The organism is Streptomyces sp. CA-294286 (genome assembly GCF_050947155.1).
Taxonomy (GTDB): Bacteria; Actinomycetota; Actinomycetes; order Streptomycetales; family Streptomycetaceae; genus Streptomyces.
In genome coordinates this window covers 776,604-793,010 of the sequence record NZ_CP192005.1, presented here as the reverse complement: position 1 = coordinate 793,010, position 16,407 = coordinate 776,604, and the positions used below count along the sequence as shown (strand labels likewise).

Here is a 16,407-nt window from a genome sequence, read left to right as displayed (position 1 = left end):
CGACGGCCCTGCGGGGCGGACGAGCGGCTGGGTGGCGGCGGACGAGCGGCTGGGCGGCGGCGATGGCGGTCACCCCGGCCGGCAGGGCGGCGCGGCGCCCGTAGACGGCCGCTCCCCGCCCCTCTACCGCTGCCCGATCAGCTCCGACACCTTCACGAACCGGTAGCCCTTCTCGCGCAGCTCCGGCACGATCCGCCGGATCGCCTGCTCCGTCACGGGGGCCGCGCTGCGCGTGCAGTGCAGGACCACCAGCGACCCGGGCCGCACTCCCGCCAGCACCTGTTCCGCCACCGCGTCGGCGTTCGTGGCGAAGGCGTCCCCGCTGACCACGTCCCACTGGACCGCCGTCACCTTCGCCGGCCCCAGGTTCTTCAGCGCTCGGTCGTCGTAACAGCCGCCGGGGAAGCGGAAGTACGGGACCACGTTCCGTGCCCCCGCCTTGCGGAACGCGGCGAACGCCCGGTCCACGTCCGCGCGCATCGCGTCCGGCGCGACCGTCGGCAGACCGTAGCAGGGGGACTTGAAGGCGTGGTGGCTGTAGGAGTGGTTGGCGATCTCGAAGAGCGGATCGGTGCCGATCGCACGTGCCTGGTCCGGGTACTCCTCGGCCCACCGTCCGGTCATGAAGATCGTCGACGGCACCTTCAGGGTGCGCAGCGCGGCGACGAGCCGGGGGTTGTCGAACCGTTCGCCGCGGGCCGCGCGCGGACCCTGGTCGGCGGTCATGTCCGCGTCGAAGGTGAGCGCGACGACCTTCTCGGCGTTCCCCTTGCGGGCCCGCTCGAAGACGGGCGTCAGCCCCTCGGGTCCCGCGGCGACGGTCGGCGGGGCCGGGGCGGCGGGTGAGCGCGGGGGCGCGGCGGACTCCGACGGTGCGGGTGCGGTCGGGGTGCGGCGGGCTTCCGCACCGCCTCCGCCGTCGTGCGCGGCCCCGCTCCCGCACCCCGTGAGAGCCGCGCCCAGTACCGCCGCCGCGATCATTCTTCGTACAAAAGTGGTCACTCACGGAACGTATCCGATGAGATGCGAAGCTCAGGGAAACGGCACGGCCGCCCAGGGATGGGTGATACTCGCGCAGTGACCCCACCCCCGACACGCGCCCCCGCCGTCTCCGTGCGCCGTGCCACCGCCCGCGACGCCAAGCGCCTCACCCGCCTCGTCCGCGCCTCCCGCGCCTACGAGGGCCCCTACGCGCCGATGGTCGACGGCTACCGGGTCGGGCCGGACTACATCGAGACCCACGAGGTCTACGCGGCGGTGTCGGCCGACGACGATCGGGTGCTCGGCTTCTACGCGCTGATCCTCGATCCGCCCGAGCTGGACCTGATGTTCGTCGCCGACGACGCCCAGGGCCTGGGTATCGGCCGCCGGCTGGCCGCGCACCTCACGGACCGGGCGCGGGCGGCCGGCCTGACCGAGGTGCGCGTCGTCGCGCACCCGCCGTCGGAGGGCTTCTACCGCAGCGTGGGCGCCGAGCCCGTCGGTACGGTCCCCGCGAACCCGCCCGCCGTGTGCTGGGACCGGCCGGAGCTGGTCCTCGCTGTGCGCCGAGGCGCCCGGGAGGCGCCCGCCGGGTGGACCGCAGTACGTCCGAGCGGGTCGCCCCGAGGCGGGCGGAGCCTCTAGGCTGAATGGTGCCGGGCGCTCGCGCGGTGCGACGGGGCGACGAAAGGCGGCGCTGTGGGCCATCCGGTGAACGCGCAGATCGACCTCGACCGCGATGTGTTCCTGAGGACGCTCGTGCGGGAGCTGGCGACCTCGCTGGAGGCGGTCGTCGGCATGGAGGAGGCGTCCGGTTACATCAGCCTGGTGGGGCAGGCGGTGGGAAATCAGATCGACGACATGTACCTGAGGGCGCTCGGCGTCGACCGGCTGTCCGCGGAGCAGGTCGCGGAGGCGCTGGTGGACCTCAAGCGGCGGATCAAGGGCGACTTCCACGTCATCGAGCAGGACGACACGAAGATCGTCCTGGGCAACCGGGCCTGCCCGTTCGCCGAGAAGGTCCTGGGCCGTGAGTCGATGTGCATGATGACGTCGAACGTGTTCGGCACGATCGCCGCCCGCAACCTCGGCTACGCCCGCGTCGAACTCCAGGAGACCATCGCGCGCGGCGACGCCGGCTGCCGGGTCGTCGTGCACCTGACCCCGGCCGGCGGTCCGGCGGACGGACGCGAGTACTTCGGCGACGCGGACCTGCCGGCCGCCCCTCCCGCTGATGTGGTGCCTGCATGAGCCCTGGCCTTTTCGAGGCCATCACCCAAACCCTGCCCCACCCCGTCACCCTGTGCGCGGCAGACGGCACGATCCTGGCCGCGAACCCCGCCGCCACCGCCGCGGTCCCGGAACTGCGCGCCGGGGCGAACCTCTACGGACTCGCCCAGGACGACGCCGGCGTCCTGACGGGCCACCTGCGCAACTGGCTGCGCAGCGGCAGCCCGCTGCCGGGCGCACTCACCCTGAAGGGCAGCGACGGCAGTCCGGCCAGGTTCCGCTGCCAAGGCGTCCGCGCCACCTGGTGGCAGGGACCCGGCCCGGTGGTGCAGCTGACCCTGCGGCGCCTCGGCCAGGACGACCGCTTCGCCGTTCTCAGCCAGCAGGTCACCGCGCTCAACCGGGAGATCGCCATCCGCCGCACCGCGGAGGCCCAGCGCGAGGGGTTGCTGATCGCCGAGCAGGCCGCCCGCGCCCGGCTCCAGCGCCTCTACCGGCTGACCGAGGCGCTGGCGTCCTCGGCGACCCTGGCCGAGGTCGCGGAGGCCGTCGCGAGGACCGCCGCGCGCGCGTTGGACGTCGAGGGCGTGAGCCTGGAACTGCACTCCCAGCACCTGGTGCCCGCCCTGGCACCCGATGAGGACCGGGGCGCTCTCACCGGGCGCGACTGGAACGACCTCGATCTTCCCGCCGACGGCGCACCGGCCGTGGCCGCCGCCTCCGCGGCACGGATCGTCCTGAAGGCCGACGGTGCCGTGCTGGGCGCCCTGAACGTCCACCCCGGGACGAGCGGGCCCCCCGAACCGGAACACCTGACGGCCGTCGCCCAGCAGATCGCGCAGGCGGTCCACCGCGCCGGGCTGTACGAGCACGAGCACCGCGTCGCCGAACGCCTCCAGCTCAGCCTCCTGCCCCAACTGCCGGAGGTACCCGGCCTGGAGGTGGCGACCGCCTACGCGCCGGCCAGCGACATGGTGCGCGTCGGCGGCGACTGGTACGACGTCTACCACCTCGACGAGGACCACATCGGCCTCTCGATCGGCGACGTCGCGGGCCACGGCCTGCCCCAGGCCGCCGTCATGGCACAGATCATCGCCGTGCTGCGCGGACTCGTCCTGCGCTGCGGCACCCGCCCGGAGGAGGTCCTCACCGAGCTGAGCGAGTACCTGCACCTCTACCACCCCGGCCAGATGGCCACCGCCGCCTACCTGCTATACCACCGGCCGTCCCGGACGCTCACCTACGTCAAGGCCGGACACCCTCCGCCGCTCGTCCTCGCCGCCGACGGCTCCAGCCGCTTTCTCGACGGTCCCATCTCCCCGCCCCTGGGGCCCATCCCCGACGCCCGCTACCGCCAGGGCTCGACCGTCCTCGGCGAGGGCGAGACCCTCCTGCTCTACACCGACGGTCTCATCGAACGCCGGGGGGAGGGCCTGGACGTGGGCCTGGACCGGCTGACCCGGGCCGCCCGCGCAGGCACCGGCCTGGACGTGCACGACCTGTGCCGGCTGTTCCTCGACCACCGGCCCGGCGACGACTACCCCGACGACCGCGCCCTGCTCGTGGTCCGGCCGACCCCGTAGGGCCCCTTCCCCGGGCCCCTTCCCCACCGGTCAGGGGCTCTCCAGCAGCCGCCGCCTGCACTCCGCCACGTCGAAGTCGGCCTTCGGGTACTGCGGGTCCAGCGCCTCCAGGTGTTCGAGCAGGAGGCTGCTCACCGCCCAGTTGCGGTACCACTTGCGGTCGGCGGGGACCAGGTACCAGGGGGAGGCGGGCGAGGAACAGCGCTGGAGCGCGCGCTCGTACGCCTCCTGGTACGCGGGCCACAGGGCGCGGTCCTCGATGTCGGCGGGATCGAACTTCCAGTGCTTGTCCGGGTTGTCCAGACGCTCCAGCAGGCGGCGCTTCTGCCGGTCGTGGCCGACGTGCAGGAAGACCTTGACGACGGTGACCCCGCTCCCGGCCAGCGACTGCTCGAAGTTGTTGATGTGGTCGTAGCGGCGCTCGATCTCCTCCGGAGGGGCGAGCCCGCGCACCCTGCCGATCAGGACGTCCTCGTAGTGCGAACGGTCGAAGATGCCGATCTCGCCCGCCTCGGGAAGCGCCTTGGCGATGCGCCAGAGGAAGGAGTGCGCGCGCTCCTCCTCGGTGGGGGCCTTGAAGGCGCGGATGCGGCAGCCGGACGGGTTGAACTGACCGATCACGTGCTTGACCGTGCCGCCCTTGCCGCTGGTGTCCATGCCCTGGAGGACCAGCAGCAGCCGCCGGGGGTCGCCGACGGTGCCGGCGGCGTACAGCCGTTCCTGGAGTCTGCCCAGGCGCGGGGCGAGCGCCGCGGTGGCGGCCACCCCCGCGGACTTCTCCCGGGGACCGACCGGGAGGGCGTCGGAGGCGTACGAGGCGAGGGCGACGGGGGAGGAGACCGGGACGCGGAGGGCGTCGCTCACCGATGTCGGCGGGACAGCGGGCCCCACCGGACGGGGTCCCTGGCTCTGCTCGTCCTGCTGGGGCACTGCACACCTCTTCTCGTATCGCATCGGTCCCTACGCGGCCTGCCCCCTGACCCGATCGCGCGCCGGTACGGGAGGGGGGCGAGCGGGGCGAGGCGGACGCCGGGGCACACCTGTCGCTCACCGGCCGCGCCGCCCCGCCCCCGGGAGCCCTCAGTCCGCCCAGGGCCCCCGCACCGCGAACGTCGTTCCCGGCGTGTAGCAGTTCACGTACATCGTCGACTCGTCCGGCGAGAACGTGACGCCCGCGAACTCGCCCCACTCCGGCGCTTCGGGCGTTCCGAGGTTCTGCCGGTTGCGGGCCATCGCGTACACCTGACCGCGCCTGGTCAGGCCGTACACGTGCTGTACCCCGTCCCCGTCCTCGCACACCATCAGCCCGCCGCTCGGCGCGAGGCAGATGTTGTCCGGGGACTCGCCGGGCAACTGGATGTCGGTGGCCGGACCGAAGACGACGACCAGCGTCAGACGCCGACGGTGCGGTTCGTACTTCCACACCTGGCCGAAGTGGTCGCGCGCCGAGCCCTCCTTTGAGCGGGCGAAGCTGGAGACGAAGTAGACGGCGCCGTCGCCCCAGTAACAGCCCTCCAGCTTCTGCGCGTGGGTGATGCCCTTCGGCCCGAAGTCCTGGTGGCGGACGGGGGTGTGGGCCGCGAGCGGATCCGGCACCGGCACCCACTCGACACCGCGGAAGCTGCGTCCGGTCTCGTGCACGGCCGACAGGTCCGGCACGCCCGGCACCCGCATGGCCTCCAGCGTGCCCCCGGCGCGCAGCGAACCGACGCCGCCCAGCGGCCTCCTGGGCAGGAAGCGGTAGAAGAGGCCGAAGGGGCGCGCGAACGCGTCCTCCGTCTCGTACACGATTCCGCTCCGCGGATCGACGGCGATCGCCTCGTGCTGGAAGCGGCCCATCGCGGTCAGCGGGACCGCGCCGGTGCGGTGCGGATCGGCGGGGTCGACCTCGAAGATGAAGCCGTGGTCCTTGGTGTAGCCGGCGGTACCGGCCTTGTCCTCGTTCTCCTCGCAGGTGAGCCACGTGTTCCACGGGGTGGGCCCGCCCGCGCAGTTGACGGCCGTACCGGCGATGCCGACGCGTTCGTCGAGGACGTTGTCGCGGCCGTCGAGGGTGAGCGTGGTGCAGCCGCCCTTGGCGGCCGGGTCGTAGGTCAGACCCTTGACCGGGGGGACGCCGAACGCGGCGGACATCCGGTTCTCGTGGTTGCGGACCAGGTGGACGCGTCCACGACGGCCGCGCAGGGCGGTCATCCCGTCGTGGTTGCTGGGCACCGGACCCTCGCCGGAGCGCATCGGCTCGCCCTCGCGGGAGAGGACCCGGTGGCGGAACCCCTTCGGGAGGTCGAGCAGTCCCTTCGGGTCGGGGACGAGCGGGCCGTATCCGGCGCGTCTGCGGCCGCCGCCCCGGGGTGCGGCCAGCGCCGTACCCGCGAAGACTTCGGAGAGGGCGCCGGTGAACGCGATGCCGGCCCCCAACGCACCCGCACGGGCCAGGGCCTGACGGCGTGTCGTGTCGGGAGACGGGTCGGGCGAGGATCCGGACGCGGTCTCGGGCGACGGCCCGGTCGGTATCTCGGACGAGGTCGAGGACATGAGGCAACTCCCTGCTGGCGGACAGGAATGTGACCCGCACGTGTGTACCACGCAACTGGTGTCACGTGAACAGTGCGGGCCACAACAGCCCCAGGGGTTCGTCCGTACGGACGCCCGGAGAATCCGGTCGGCTCAGACGAGCGACGCGCTCAGCGTGATCGTCGTACCCGTAAGGGCCTGGCTGACCGGGCAGTTGGCCTTCGCGTCCTCGGCCGCCTTGGCGAAGCCGGCCTCGTCGAGTCCGGGCACCTCGCCCCGCACGGTGAGGTGGATGCCGGTGATGCCGGTGCCCGGCTGGAACGTCACCTCGGCGGAGGTCTCGATCCGCTCCGGCGGGGTGCCCGCGCCGGCCAGGCCGTGGGAGAGCGCCATGGAGAAGCAGGAGGAGTGCGCGGCGGCGATCAGCTCCTCGGGGCTGGTCTTGCCGTTCGCCTCCTCGGCGCGCGACGGCCAGGACACGGGGTAGCTGCCGACCTTGGAGGAGTCGAGGGAGACGGTGCCCTCGCCCTCCATGAGGCTGCCGGTCCAGACGGTGTGCGCGTGACGGGTGGTGGCCATGGTGAATCCCTTCGGAAACCGGAAAATGCCCTACGCCACCGAACCTACTGCGCCGCCGGGCCCGACGCGCCGTCGGCCTACCGCGCCACGAGCCCCTTTGCGTCTCGCGCCAGCGCCGTCAACCGGGAGATCGCCCGGAAGTACTTCTTCCGATAGCCGCCGTTCAGCATCTCGTCACTGAAGAGCTCGTCGAACGGCAGCCCGGACGCGAGCACGGGCACCTCGCGGTCGTACAGCCGGTCGGCGAGGACGACCAGCCGCAGCGCCGTCGACTGGTCCGGCACGGGGGTGACCCCCGTCAGGCAGACCGCCGTCAGCCCGTCGGTCAGCGCGCCGTACCGGCTCGGATGCACCTGCGCCAGGTGGTCGAGCAGCGCCGGGAAGGCGTCCAGGCTGGCGCCCCCGGTCGCGTGCGCGGCCTCGGTGACCTGCGCGTCGGTGTACGGCGGCGGCGCCTGAGGAAGGCCCCGGTGCCGGTAGTCCTCGCCGTCGATGCGCAGCGGCCGGAAGTGCGCGGACAGCCCCTGGATCTCGCGCAGGAAGTCCGCGGCGGCGAAGCGGCCCTCGCCGAGCTTGCCCGGCAGCGTGTTGGAGGTGGCGGCGAGCGCCACCCCCGCCTCCACCAGCCTGCTGAGCAGGGAGGAGACCAGCACCGTGTCACCCGGATCGTCCAGCTCGAACTCGTCGATGCACAACAGCCGGTGACCGCTGAGCGTGGCCACGGTCTGCTGGAAGCCGAGAGCGCCGACCAGGTTGGTCAGCTCCACGAACGTGCCGAAGGCCTTCAGCGACGGCTCGGCGGGCGTCGCGTGCCAGAGCGAGGCGAGGAGGTGGGTCTTGCCGACGCCGTACCCGCCGTCCAGGTACACCCCGCGCGGCCCGGCCGGCCTCGCGGGCGCCTTCTTCGCGAACCAGCGTCGCTTCCCGGTGTCCGGGGCGCCCCCGAGCCCGGCGGCGAAGTCGCTCAGCACCCGGACCGCCTCGGTCTGGCTGGGCTGGTTCGGGTCCGGTACGTACGTGTCGAACCGTACGGAGTCGAAGCGCGGCGGCGGCACCATCTCGGCGACGAGCCGATCGGCGGGGACGCGCGGCTCACGGGCGCACAGCGAGAGCGGGTGCGCCCCCGCTATCGCGCCGGAGCCCGCGTCGGCGGACCCGGACGCGGCGGATCCCGAAGCGGCGGCTCCGGCAGCGGGGGACCGGGGCGCGGCGGACCCGGACGCGGCGGCGGGATCCGGCGCGCCGGGCCCGGAAGCAGCGGGATCCGCGGCGCCGGGCCGGGACGCGGCGGATGGGTCCGAGGCGCCGGGCTGGGACGCGGCGGCGGACTTCGGTGCGGGCGGCAGTGAGGAGGACGACACAACCGTCCACCCTAAGCTCCGTGCCACACTGCCCTCCATGCGACGCCTGTTCCCTGTGACCGACGAAACACGCCCCTCCCCCGTGGGGGAGTGGGATCTCGACGAGCTGGCCGACGCCTACGCGTACCCCCCGGACCGCGAGGTCTGGCTGCGGGCCAACATGGTCTCCACGCTCGACGGAGCGGCCCAGCACGACGGCCGCTCCCAGCCGATCTCCTCCGCCACGGACATGCGCGTCTTCGGCACCCTGCGCGGCCTGGCGGACGTGATCGTGGTGGGTGCGGAAACGGTACGCCAGGAGGGCTACCGGCCCGCCCGCGCACGCGAGGCGTTCGCCGCCCGCCGCGCGGCGGCCGGGCAGGGGCCGGCCGCCGCGATCGCCGTCGTCACCGCGAGCTGCGACCTGGACTTCTCGCTTCCGCTCTTCTCCTCGCCACTCGTGCCGACCCTGCTGCTGACCGGGGCCACCGCGCCCCCGGACCGCGTCGAGGCCGCTCGGGAGGCCGGAGCCGAAGTGCTGGTCTGCGGCGACGGCGCCCGGGTGGAGTCCGGCCGAGCGGTGCGGGCCCTGGCCGAGCGCGGGCTCACCCGGCAGCTCACCGAGGGCGGCCCGCGTCTGCTCGCCCGGTTCGTCGCGGACGGCGTGCTCGACGAGCTGTGTCTGACCGTGTCGCCGATGCTCACCGCGGGCCGCGCCCAGCGGATCGCGGACGGGCCGGGGCTCGCGGTTCCCGACCGGTTCGCCCTGTCGTCCGTACTGGAGGAGGCCGGGTTCCTGTTCACCCAGTACCGTCGGGACTGATGCCGTGGGTGATCACCGGGCCGGTGCGCCGTCCGGAGTCGACAAACGGCGGAATTTGTCGTTCCGGTTAGCTCTCGCTGGGCACACTTACCTCGCGGTGCTCGTCACGGCACGGGGAAGGGTGCCTGCCGCAAGGATTCGCAGCAGCTGGTGCGCACAGGCGTACGGGTACGGGTCGGAGAAGGAGAAAGGGCGCCGGAGATGTTCACGAGCGTATTGATGATCGAGAAGCTCCTCACCGCGACCGACGTGGAGTTCGTCACGACCCTGCACGGCGACGAGGCGGTCTCGTTCCTGGTGCTGATGCAACCGCGTGGCGACCAGGCCGACGTCCTGCTGAGAGCCATCGACGACGTCGCACTCGGCGAACTCGAAGAGGCCGTCAAGGAGGGCGACGAACCCGAGGGCGTCCACGCCAGGCTGCCGGCCCAGGCCGCCCTGGACGCCTCCCTGGAGGCCCTGCGCGCGGCGGGCAGCGAAGCAGTCGGCAGGCTCGTCGAGGAACACCCCCTCGACGTGCTGAAGTCGGTGGTGGACGAGACCGGGGCGGACGAGGTCATCGTCCTGACGGCGCCCCACTACGTGGAGGAGTTCTTCCACCGCGACTGGGCGTCCAGGGCGCGCCACAAGGTCGGCGTACCGGTGCTCAAGCTCTTCTCGCACAGCGAATAGGCTGGGCCTCCCGCCAAGAAGCTAGATCCTGGAGAACGCATGGCACCCGGCATCCCCACCGCCCTGGACCGACCGCACTTCATCGGCATCGGCGGCGCCGGAATGTCGGGCATCGCGAAGATCCTCGCCCAGCGCGGCGCGAAGGTGGCGGGCAGCGACGCCAAGGAGTCCGCCACCGCCCAGTCCCTGCGCGAGCTGGACGTCACCGTCCACATCGGGCACGCGGCGGGCAACCTCGCGGACGACGCCACCAGTGTCGTGGTGTCGTCCGCGATCCGCGACGACAACCCGGAGCTCGTCCGCGCCGCCGAGCTGGACATCCCCGTCGTCCACCGCTCCGACGCGCTCGCCTCCCTCATGGACGGCACGCGCGCCATCGCCGTCGCAGGCACCCACGGCAAGACCACCACCACCTCCATGCTCGCCGTCGCGCTCACCGAGATGGGCCTGGACCCCTCGTACGCCATCGGCGGCGACCTCGCGGGCCCCGGCACCAACGCGCTGCACGGCGAGGGCGACATCTTCGTCGCGGAGGCCGACGAGAGCGACCGCAGCTTCCAGAAGTACGACCCCCAGGTCGCGATCGTCCTCAACGTCGAACTCGACCACCACGCCAACTACGCCTCCATGGACGAGATCTACGAGTCCTTCGAGACCTTCGCAGGCAAGATCGTCCCCGGCGGCACGCTCGTGATCAACGCCGACCAGCAGGGCGCGGTCGAACTGACCCAGCGCCTGCACGGCAACGACCTCCTCAACGTCGTCACCTACGGCGACTCCGCCCAGGCCGACGTACGGGTCCACAAGATCACCCCGCGCGGCCTGTCCAGCGAGGTCACCGTGCTGATGAACGGCAAGTTCCTCACCTTCACGGTCTCCGTCCCCGGCGCGCACTACGCGCACAACGCGGTCGCCGCCCTCGCCGCGGGCGTCGCGCTCGGCCTGCCCGCGCACAACCTCGCCTCCGCGCTCGGCAAGTACACCGGCGTCAAGCGGCGCCTCCAGCTCAAGGGCGAGGAGCAGGGCGTCCAGGTCGTCGACTCGTACGCGCACCACCCCACCGAGATGACCGCCGACCTGGAGGCGATGCGCGGAGCCACCGCCTCCGACTCCTCGGACTCGCGCCTCCTGGTCGTCTTCCAGCCCCACCTCTTCTCCCGCACCCAGGAACTCGGCACGGAGATGGGCGAGGCACTCGCCCTCGCGGACGCCTCCGTCGTCCTCGACATCTACCCGGCCCGCGAGGACCCGATCCCCGGTGTCACCAGCGCCGTGATCATCGACGCGGCGAAGGAGGCGGGCGCCGAGGTGACGGCAGTCTCCGACGCCTCCACCGTCCCGGACGTGATCGCGGGAATGTCCCGCCCCGGCGACGTGGTTCTCACCATGGGCGCGGGCGACGTGACGGACCTGGGACCCCACATCCTGGACCGCCTCGCGCAGAAGTAGGCCACGCGCAGAAGTAGGCCACGCGCAGCACCGAGCAAGAAGGGGACACCTGTCATGCCGTACGACATCGAGAAGCCCGACGAGCAGTGGCGCGAGGAACTGACCCCGGCCGAGTACGCCGTCCTGCGCCAGGCCGGCACCGAACCCGCCTTCGTCGGCGAGTACACGGACACGAAGACCACCGGCGTCTACTCCTGCCGCGCCTGCAACGCCGAACTCTTCACCTCCACCACCAAGTTCGAGTCCCACTGCGGCTGGCCGTCCTTCTACGACCCCAAGGACACGGACGCCGTCGAGCTGATCTCCGACACCTCCCACGGCATGGTCCGCACGGAGGTCCGCTGCGCCCGCTGCGGCTCCCACCTGGGCCACGTCTTCGAGGGCGAGGGCTACCCGACCCCGACGGACCAGCGGTACTGCATCAACTCGATCTCGCTGCGGCTGACGCCGGTCGAGGGCTGACGCCGACCAAGGGCTGGCCTTCACCGGCTGACGTCGCTCGATGCCCGCACAGGAAGTTCTGTGCGGGCATCTTTGCGTTCTGGCGCGAGCCGTGCATCAGGGCTCAGGGGCCGCCGGGGCCGAGGTCCGGAAGCGTGCCCGGTAGGCCGAGGGGGTCACCCCGAGGTGGCGCACGAACACCCGGCGCAGGGTCTCGTCGCTGCCCAGGCCGCTGCGGCGGGCCGCGGAGGTGACGCTCTCGCCCTGGTCGAGGAAGGTCTGGGCCGCCTCCAGGCGGACCGACTCCACGTAGCCGCCGGGCGTGTCGCGGACCTCCTCGTGGAAGAGCCGGGTGAGATGGCGGGCACTGAGGCCGGCCCGGCGGGCGAGTTCCGGCAGCGAGTGGTCCGCCGCCGGGTCCGCGGCGATCGACCTGAGCAGCGCGGCGAGCGAACCGCGGCGGGGCGCGGGGGTACGGGCGACGACGGAGAACTGTGACTGCCCGCCCGGACGCTGAAGGAAGACCACCAGGTCACGCGCAACCTCCCGGGCCAGGTCGGGGCCCTCGTCGGTTTCGACGAGGGCCAGCGAGAGGTCGAGTCCGGCGCTCACGCCTGCCGAGGTGTAGATCCGGCCGTCCCGCACGAAGATCGCGTCGGGATTCACCTCCGTCTCGGGGTGGCGCCGGGCCAGCGCGTGGGCGTACCGCCAGTGCGTGGTGGCGCGCCGGCCCCGCAGCAGTCCCGCCTCGGCGAGTGCGAAGGCACCCGTGCAGACGGACGCGGTGCGCCAGGAGCACGAGTGCAAGGCGCGGACGGTGTCGAGGAGCCCGGCCGGCATCTGCCGTGGCAGGGCGGGGGAGCCGGGCACGACGAGGGTGTGCAGCCGTCCGGCCAGGCCGTCGACGGGGTCCGCGAGCAACCGGGTCCCCGAGGAGGTGGTGACGGGCCCGCCGTGCGCGGAGAGCAGCACCACCGAGTAGCGCGCGCCCAGAAGGGCCGCGGTACCGAACACCTCCAGCGGAGCGGTGACATCGAGCAGCCTCACACCGTCGTAGGCGAGCACGCCGATGGTCCGCGGGTGGGTGTTGCGGTCTCTGCTCATGTTCCCAGGCTAGCGGCACGCGATGTCCGGATGTGTGGGATTCCTGGCCGGACGGACATGGGGCGGACGGCGTGCGAGCGGCAGGGTGGAGGCAACGCGGTACCCGCCAACGGACGGGCCGCGGCAACCGCAGAGGAGCCGACCATGAGCACACGCATCGCCGACATCGAGATCCCCGACAGCGCACTCGCCAGGGAAGCGAGCGACCTCGTCCGCGACACCGCAGGCCCACTCCTGTACGACCATTCCCTCCGCGTCTTCCTCTTCGGGGCGCTGCGCGGCAGATACCGGCAGCTGGCCTTCGACCCGGAACTCCTCTATGTGGCAGCCCTCTTCCACGACCTGGGACTCACGCGGAAGTACTCCGCGTCCCGGCAGCGCTTCGAGATCGACGGCGCGGAGGCGGCGCACGACTTCCTGCTGCGGCACGGCCTGCCACCCGAACGCGCACGGCTCGCCTGGACCGCGATCGCCCTGCACACCACTCCCGAGATCCCGCATCGGATGGAGCCGGAAGTAGCCCTGGTCACCGCGGGAGTCGAAGTCGATGTCCTGGGACTCGGGTTCGACGAGGTGGACGACGCACAGCGGGACGCCGTGGTGGCCGCGCTCCCCCGGCCCGACTTCAAGCGCCGCATCCTTGAAGCCTTCACCGAGGGCATCGCGCACCGCCCCCACAGCGCGTTCGGCAACGTCAAGTCCGATGTGCTCGCCCACTTCTCCCCGGGCTTCGTCCGCACCGACTTCGTGACCGTCATCCAGAACTCGGGGTGGGAGGAATGAGCGCCGCACGGGACCCGCACGCCCTTCCGGCCGCGCGCGTGCGCCCTCCGGTACCGCCGTTCACCGAGGCCGACGCCCTGGCCAAGGTGCAGGCCGCCGAGGACGCGTGGAACACGCGTGACCCCGACCGCGTGGCGCTCGCCTACACGGAGGACTCGGTGTGGCGCAACCGCGGCACCTTCCTGCACGGGCGCGAGGAGATCCGCGCGTTCCTCGCCGCGAAGTGGCGCAGGGAACTGGACTACGCCCTGCGCAAGGAGCTGTGGTCCTTCGGCGACGACCGGATCGCCGTCCGTTTCCAGTACGAATGGCGGGACGCGGACGGCGGGCACTGGCGTTCCTACGGCAACGAGCTGTGGGAATTCGACGCCCTCGGGCTGATGCGGCGGCGCGAGGCGAGCATCAACGACATGCCGATCCGCGCGGAGGAACGCCGCATCCTGGGCCGCCGGCCGGCCGGGGAGACGCGGGGCGCGCTGCCGCTGGCGTGAGGGGTGGCCTGTTCCACGGTCCCGACCGGTTCAGGCGTGCGCGAGGAAGGAGGTCCAGGCGGCGGCGGAGAGGGTCAGCTCGGGGCTGTCGGTGAGCTTGGAGTCGCGGACGTGGACGGTGGTGGGGCAGGTGGCTACTTCGACGCAGTCGCCGTCGCCACTGCTGCTGTAGCTGGACTTGTGCCAGGAGAGGGCTACTTCCACGCAGCTGTCGCCATCGCCGCCGCTGTAGCTGCTCTTGAACCACGCGAGCTCGGTGGTGCTCATGTTTCTCCTCGCATCCGCTGCAACAGGCTCAAGGACTCTTCCAGGGTAAGAGCCTGTGAACGCATCCTGGCATACCGCATGTGAAGCACGCTGACCTCGTTGGGCTCAGTGACGAGCAGGCCACCGCGCTGCCCCTCGCAGTATGCCTGCTGCTTGTTGTCCGGCGTTTCCAGGAGCTGCATCGGGCCGGCCATCCCGGCGTGGGTGGCCCGCTCCAGCGGCATGATCTGGACCTCGATATTGCGTTGTTCGGCGAGTGCCAGAAGATGATCGATGAGGTCGCGGGTCGTTTCCCTGCCGCCGGTATGGCGGCGGAACAGGTGCTCCTCCAGGATGAAGCTAAATGCTGTGTTGGGCCGCTCGCGGAGCAGGCGCTGCCGCATAGCGCGGCCCTCCCACAGCTCGTCGATCACAGCGTCCGACATCGGTGGCAGTTGGTTGTTGAACAGCGTCCGCGCATACCCCTCCGTCTGCAACAGGCCCGGAATCAGGCGGCATTCGTATGTGTAGAGACTGATCGCCGTCTCTTCCAGCTTCGCCCACTGCCGGAACCACTTCGCCAGCCCCGGCTTCCGCGCCAGATGCTTTGCCGCGCCCCTGATCACCCCGAACGCATCCAGCACCTCCTCCGCCCGCTCCACGAACGCCCCCGGCGGGAAGCGCCGTCCCTGTTCGATCGAGGCGACGGTCGGCAGCGAGTACCGGACCAAGGGGGCGAACTGCTCCTGGGTGAGGCACGCCCGTTTCCTGAAGGCCTTGACGACCTCGCCGAACGCCTTGAGGCTGTCCGTGCTCTCCGGTTCGCCGCCGTTCTCCGCACCGTCCGTGTCGTACGTCATCCCGCTCACCTCTCGCGCCGTACGTCTCCCCGCGCATCATCAACAGAGCCATGGTTACGGCCTGTTACTACTCACGTCTACGGTGCGTACCCGTACGCTGCCGCAGCGTACGGGTCGCTGATCTGGTGAACTGTGCTCGGCCACCGCCACATTGAGCCCATGACGTCACTTCCGACCCAGCAGGACGCAGTCACCGTACGTACGTTCGCGCAGTTGCTCAGCCCGACCGAACGCGGTGCCCGTCTCGCCCGGCAGCTCGCTCTGCACCAGTGCCACGCCTGGGGCATTCCGTACGGCAGTGAGGTGTCCGACGCCGTCGCGCAGATCGTTGCCGAGCTGGCCGCGAACGCGGTGACCCACGGGCGGGTGCGGGGGCGGGACTTCGAGCTGCGCCTCGTACAGCTCGACCACTCCACGGACGCCCTCCTGCGCATCGAGGTGTCGGACGCGCGCGGCGAGCGGCGGCCTCCGGCACCGGGAACGCTCCCCGCGCCCGGATCCGACGCGGACTCCGGGCGCGGCCTCCTGCTGGTCGAGGCGCTGGCCGACCGGTGGTCCGTGCACGACCGGGAGCCCGGCGGCAAGACCGTACGCGCTGAGATCGACCTCCATTGAGCAGCGGCCGTCAGCCTGGGGCGGTGCTCAGTGCGTCGCCCCCTCCGCGACCCGCAGGTCCGTCTCCGTCGTCAGTGCCGCCGTGATGATCGCGCGCAGGCCGTCCGCCATGGAGGGGACGGGGAGGGAGGGCAGCGCGCGGGCCGTGACCTGTTCCGGGGCGTACGGGACGTGGACGAAACCGCCGCGCAGGCCGGGGCGTTCGGTGGCGGCGAGGTGGGCCAGGCCGTAGAAGACGTGGTTGCAGACGAAGGTGCCTGCGGTCTGCGAGACCGAGGCGGGCAGGCCTGCCGCGCGTACCGCCGCCACGCAGGACTTGACGGGGAGCGGGGCGAAGTACGCGGCCGGACCGCCCGGTACCACCGGCTCGTCGACGGGCTGGTTGCCCGCGTTGTCCGGGATGCGGGCGTCGTCGACGTTGACGGCGACGCGCTCGACGGTAAGGTCCGGGCGGCCGCCCGCCTGGCCGACACACAGGACCAGGTCGGGGGCGAAGTCGGCGACCGCTGCGCGGAGTTCGTCGTTGGCGCGGCCGAAGACACAGCTGAGCCGTACGGCGCGCAGCTCGACGCCCTCGGGCGGGGCGTCCCGTACCAGGGAGACCGCCTGCCAGGACGGGTTCACGTCCTCGCCGCCGAAGGGCTCGAAGCCGGTGAGCAGGACGCGGGGGAGGGTGGGCATGGGGTTTCCTCTTCG

Annotated in this window: 19 protein-coding genes; 10 read left to right on the top strand and 9 right to left on the bottom strand. The window is 71.9% G+C overall.

Annotation, left to right across the window (positions count from 1 at the left end; all coding sequences use genetic code 11):
• Nucleotides 1-123: 123 nt before the first annotated feature.
• Nucleotides 124-981, bottom strand: a complete 858-nt coding sequence (locus tag ACQPZG_RS08315; protein ID WP_433549310.1) for a polysaccharide deacetylase family protein — start codon at nt 979-981, stop codon at nt 124-126.
• A gap of 78 nt (nt 982-1,059) precedes the next feature.
• Here ACQPZG_RS08315 and ACQPZG_RS08310 point away from each other — a divergent pair, with 78 nt between their 5' ends.
• Genes ACQPZG_RS08310 through ACQPZG_RS08300 form a run of 3 tightly spaced genes read left to right on the top strand, consistent with a single transcriptional unit; the run spans nt 1,060 to nt 3,794 of the window.
• Nucleotides 1,060-1,626, top strand: a complete 567-nt coding sequence (locus ACQPZG_RS08310) for a GNAT family N-acetyltransferase (protein WP_433545191.1) — start codon at nt 1,060-1,062, stop codon at nt 1,624-1,626.
• 54 nt (nt 1,627-1,680) lie between these two features.
• Nucleotides 1,681-2,232: a methanogen output domain 1-containing protein gene (locus tag ACQPZG_RS08305; protein ID WP_433545190.1), complete on the top strand. Its 552-nt coding sequence runs from the start codon at nt 1,681-1,683 to the stop codon at nt 2,230-2,232.
• A complete protein-coding gene (locus tag ACQPZG_RS08300) occupies nt 2,229-3,794 on the top strand; it encodes a PP2C family protein-serine/threonine phosphatase (protein ID WP_433545189.1) in 1,566 nt (521 codons plus the stop codon). Before ACQPZG_RS08305 ends, ACQPZG_RS08300 begins: the two co-directional genes overlap by 4 nt.
• Nucleotides 3,795-3,824: 30 nt before the next feature.
• Here ACQPZG_RS08300 and ACQPZG_RS08295 read toward each other — a convergent pair whose 3' ends face one another.
• From ACQPZG_RS08295 to zapE, 4 genes are all read right to left on the bottom strand, one after another.
• Nucleotides 3,825-4,685, bottom strand: a complete 861-nt coding sequence (locus ACQPZG_RS08295) for a PPK2 family polyphosphate kinase (protein WP_433549309.1) — start codon at nt 4,683-4,685, stop codon at nt 3,825-3,827.
• A 189-nt stretch (nt 4,686-4,874) separates the two neighbouring features.
• Nucleotides 4,875-6,329, bottom strand: a complete 1,455-nt coding sequence (locus ACQPZG_RS08290; protein ID WP_433545188.1) for an alkaline phosphatase PhoX — start codon at nt 6,327-6,329, stop codon at nt 4,875-4,877.
• 132 nt (nt 6,330-6,461) lie between these two features.
• Complete coding sequence (locus ACQPZG_RS08285) at nt 6,462-6,887, bottom strand: OsmC family protein (protein WP_433545187.1); 426 nt, start codon at nt 6,885-6,887, stop codon at nt 6,462-6,464.
• 77 nt (nt 6,888-6,964) lie between these two features.
• The gene (zapE, locus tag ACQPZG_RS08280) at nt 6,965-8,017 is read right to left on the bottom strand and encodes a cell division protein ZapE (RefSeq protein WP_433549308.1); all 1,053 of its coding nucleotides are present in this window, start codon (nt 8,015-8,017) and stop codon (nt 6,965-6,967) included.
• Between the two features lie 268 nt (nt 8,018-8,285).
• Between zapE and ACQPZG_RS08275 the strand changes: the two genes are divergently transcribed.
• The 4 genes from ACQPZG_RS08275 to msrB all read left to right on the top strand — a co-directional run bounded on the left by ACQPZG_RS08275 (nt 8,286) and on the right by msrB (nt 11,633).
• On the top strand, nt 8,286-9,050 hold the full coding sequence (locus ACQPZG_RS08275) for a pyrimidine reductase family protein (RefSeq protein WP_433545186.1): 765 nt from the start codon (nt 8,286-8,288) through the stop codon (nt 9,048-9,050).
• A gap of 201 nt (nt 9,051-9,251) precedes the next feature.
• Nucleotides 9,252-9,722, top strand: coding sequence for an indole-3-glycerol phosphate synthase (locus tag ACQPZG_RS08270; protein WP_433545185.1), 471 nt, complete (start codon nt 9,252-9,254; stop codon nt 9,720-9,722).
• Nucleotides 9,723-9,761: 39 nt separating this feature from the next.
• Nucleotides 9,762-11,171, top strand: a complete 1,410-nt coding sequence (gene murC, locus ACQPZG_RS08265; RefSeq protein ID WP_433545184.1) for a UDP-N-acetylmuramate--L-alanine ligase — start codon at nt 9,762-9,764, stop codon at nt 11,169-11,171.
• A gap of 54 nt (nt 11,172-11,225) precedes the next feature.
• A complete protein-coding gene (gene msrB, locus ACQPZG_RS08260; protein ID WP_433545183.1) occupies nt 11,226-11,633 on the top strand; it encodes a peptide-methionine (R)-S-oxide reductase MsrB in 408 nt (135 codons plus the stop codon).
• Between the two features lie 96 nt (nt 11,634-11,729).
• Here the strand turns inward: msrB and ACQPZG_RS08255 are convergent, their stop codons facing one another.
• Nucleotides 11,730-12,716 (bottom strand): GlxA family transcriptional regulator, encoded by a 987-nt coding sequence (locus ACQPZG_RS08255; RefSeq protein WP_433545182.1) that lies wholly within the window; start codon nt 12,714-12,716, stop codon nt 11,730-11,732.
• A 144-nt stretch (nt 12,717-12,860) separates the two neighbouring features.
• Between ACQPZG_RS08255 and ACQPZG_RS08250 the strand changes: the two genes are divergently transcribed.
• On the top strand, nt 12,861-13,499 hold the full coding sequence (locus ACQPZG_RS08250; RefSeq protein WP_433545181.1) for an HD domain-containing protein: 639 nt from the start codon (nt 12,861-12,863) through the stop codon (nt 13,497-13,499).
• Complete coding sequence (locus tag ACQPZG_RS08245) at nt 13,496-13,990, top strand: SgcJ/EcaC family oxidoreductase (protein ID WP_433545180.1); 495 nt, start codon at nt 13,496-13,498, stop codon at nt 13,988-13,990. Before ACQPZG_RS08250 ends, ACQPZG_RS08245 begins: the two co-directional genes overlap by 4 nt.
• Before the next feature lie 30 nt (nt 13,991-14,020).
• On the opposite strand, the gene ACQPZG_RS08240 is transcribed toward ACQPZG_RS08245, so the two are convergent.
• Both ACQPZG_RS08240 and ACQPZG_RS08235 read right to left on the bottom strand, forming a co-directional pair.
• Nucleotides 14,021-14,257 (bottom strand): DUF397 domain-containing protein, encoded by a 237-nt coding sequence (locus tag ACQPZG_RS08240; protein WP_433545179.1) that lies wholly within the window; start codon nt 14,255-14,257, stop codon nt 14,021-14,023.
• The gene (locus ACQPZG_RS08235) at nt 14,254-15,096 is read right to left on the bottom strand and encodes a helix-turn-helix domain-containing protein (RefSeq protein ID WP_433545178.1); all 843 of its coding nucleotides are present in this window, start codon (nt 15,094-15,096) and stop codon (nt 14,254-14,256) included. The genes ACQPZG_RS08240 and ACQPZG_RS08235 overlap by 4 nt, the downstream gene beginning before the upstream one ends.
• Nucleotides 15,097-15,255: 159 nt before the next feature.
• Here ACQPZG_RS08235 and ACQPZG_RS08230 point away from each other — a divergent pair, with 159 nt between their 5' ends.
• Nucleotides 15,256-15,711 (top strand): ATP-binding protein, encoded by a 456-nt coding sequence (locus tag ACQPZG_RS08230; RefSeq protein ID WP_433545177.1) that lies wholly within the window; start codon nt 15,256-15,258, stop codon nt 15,709-15,711.
• 27 nt (nt 15,712-15,738) lie between these two features.
• Here ACQPZG_RS08230 and pcp read toward each other — a convergent pair whose 3' ends face one another.
• Nucleotides 15,739-16,392, bottom strand: a complete 654-nt coding sequence (gene pcp / locus ACQPZG_RS08225; RefSeq protein ID WP_433545176.1) for a pyroglutamyl-peptidase I — start codon at nt 16,390-16,392, stop codon at nt 15,739-15,741.
• Nucleotides 16,393-16,407: the final 15 nt, after the last annotated feature.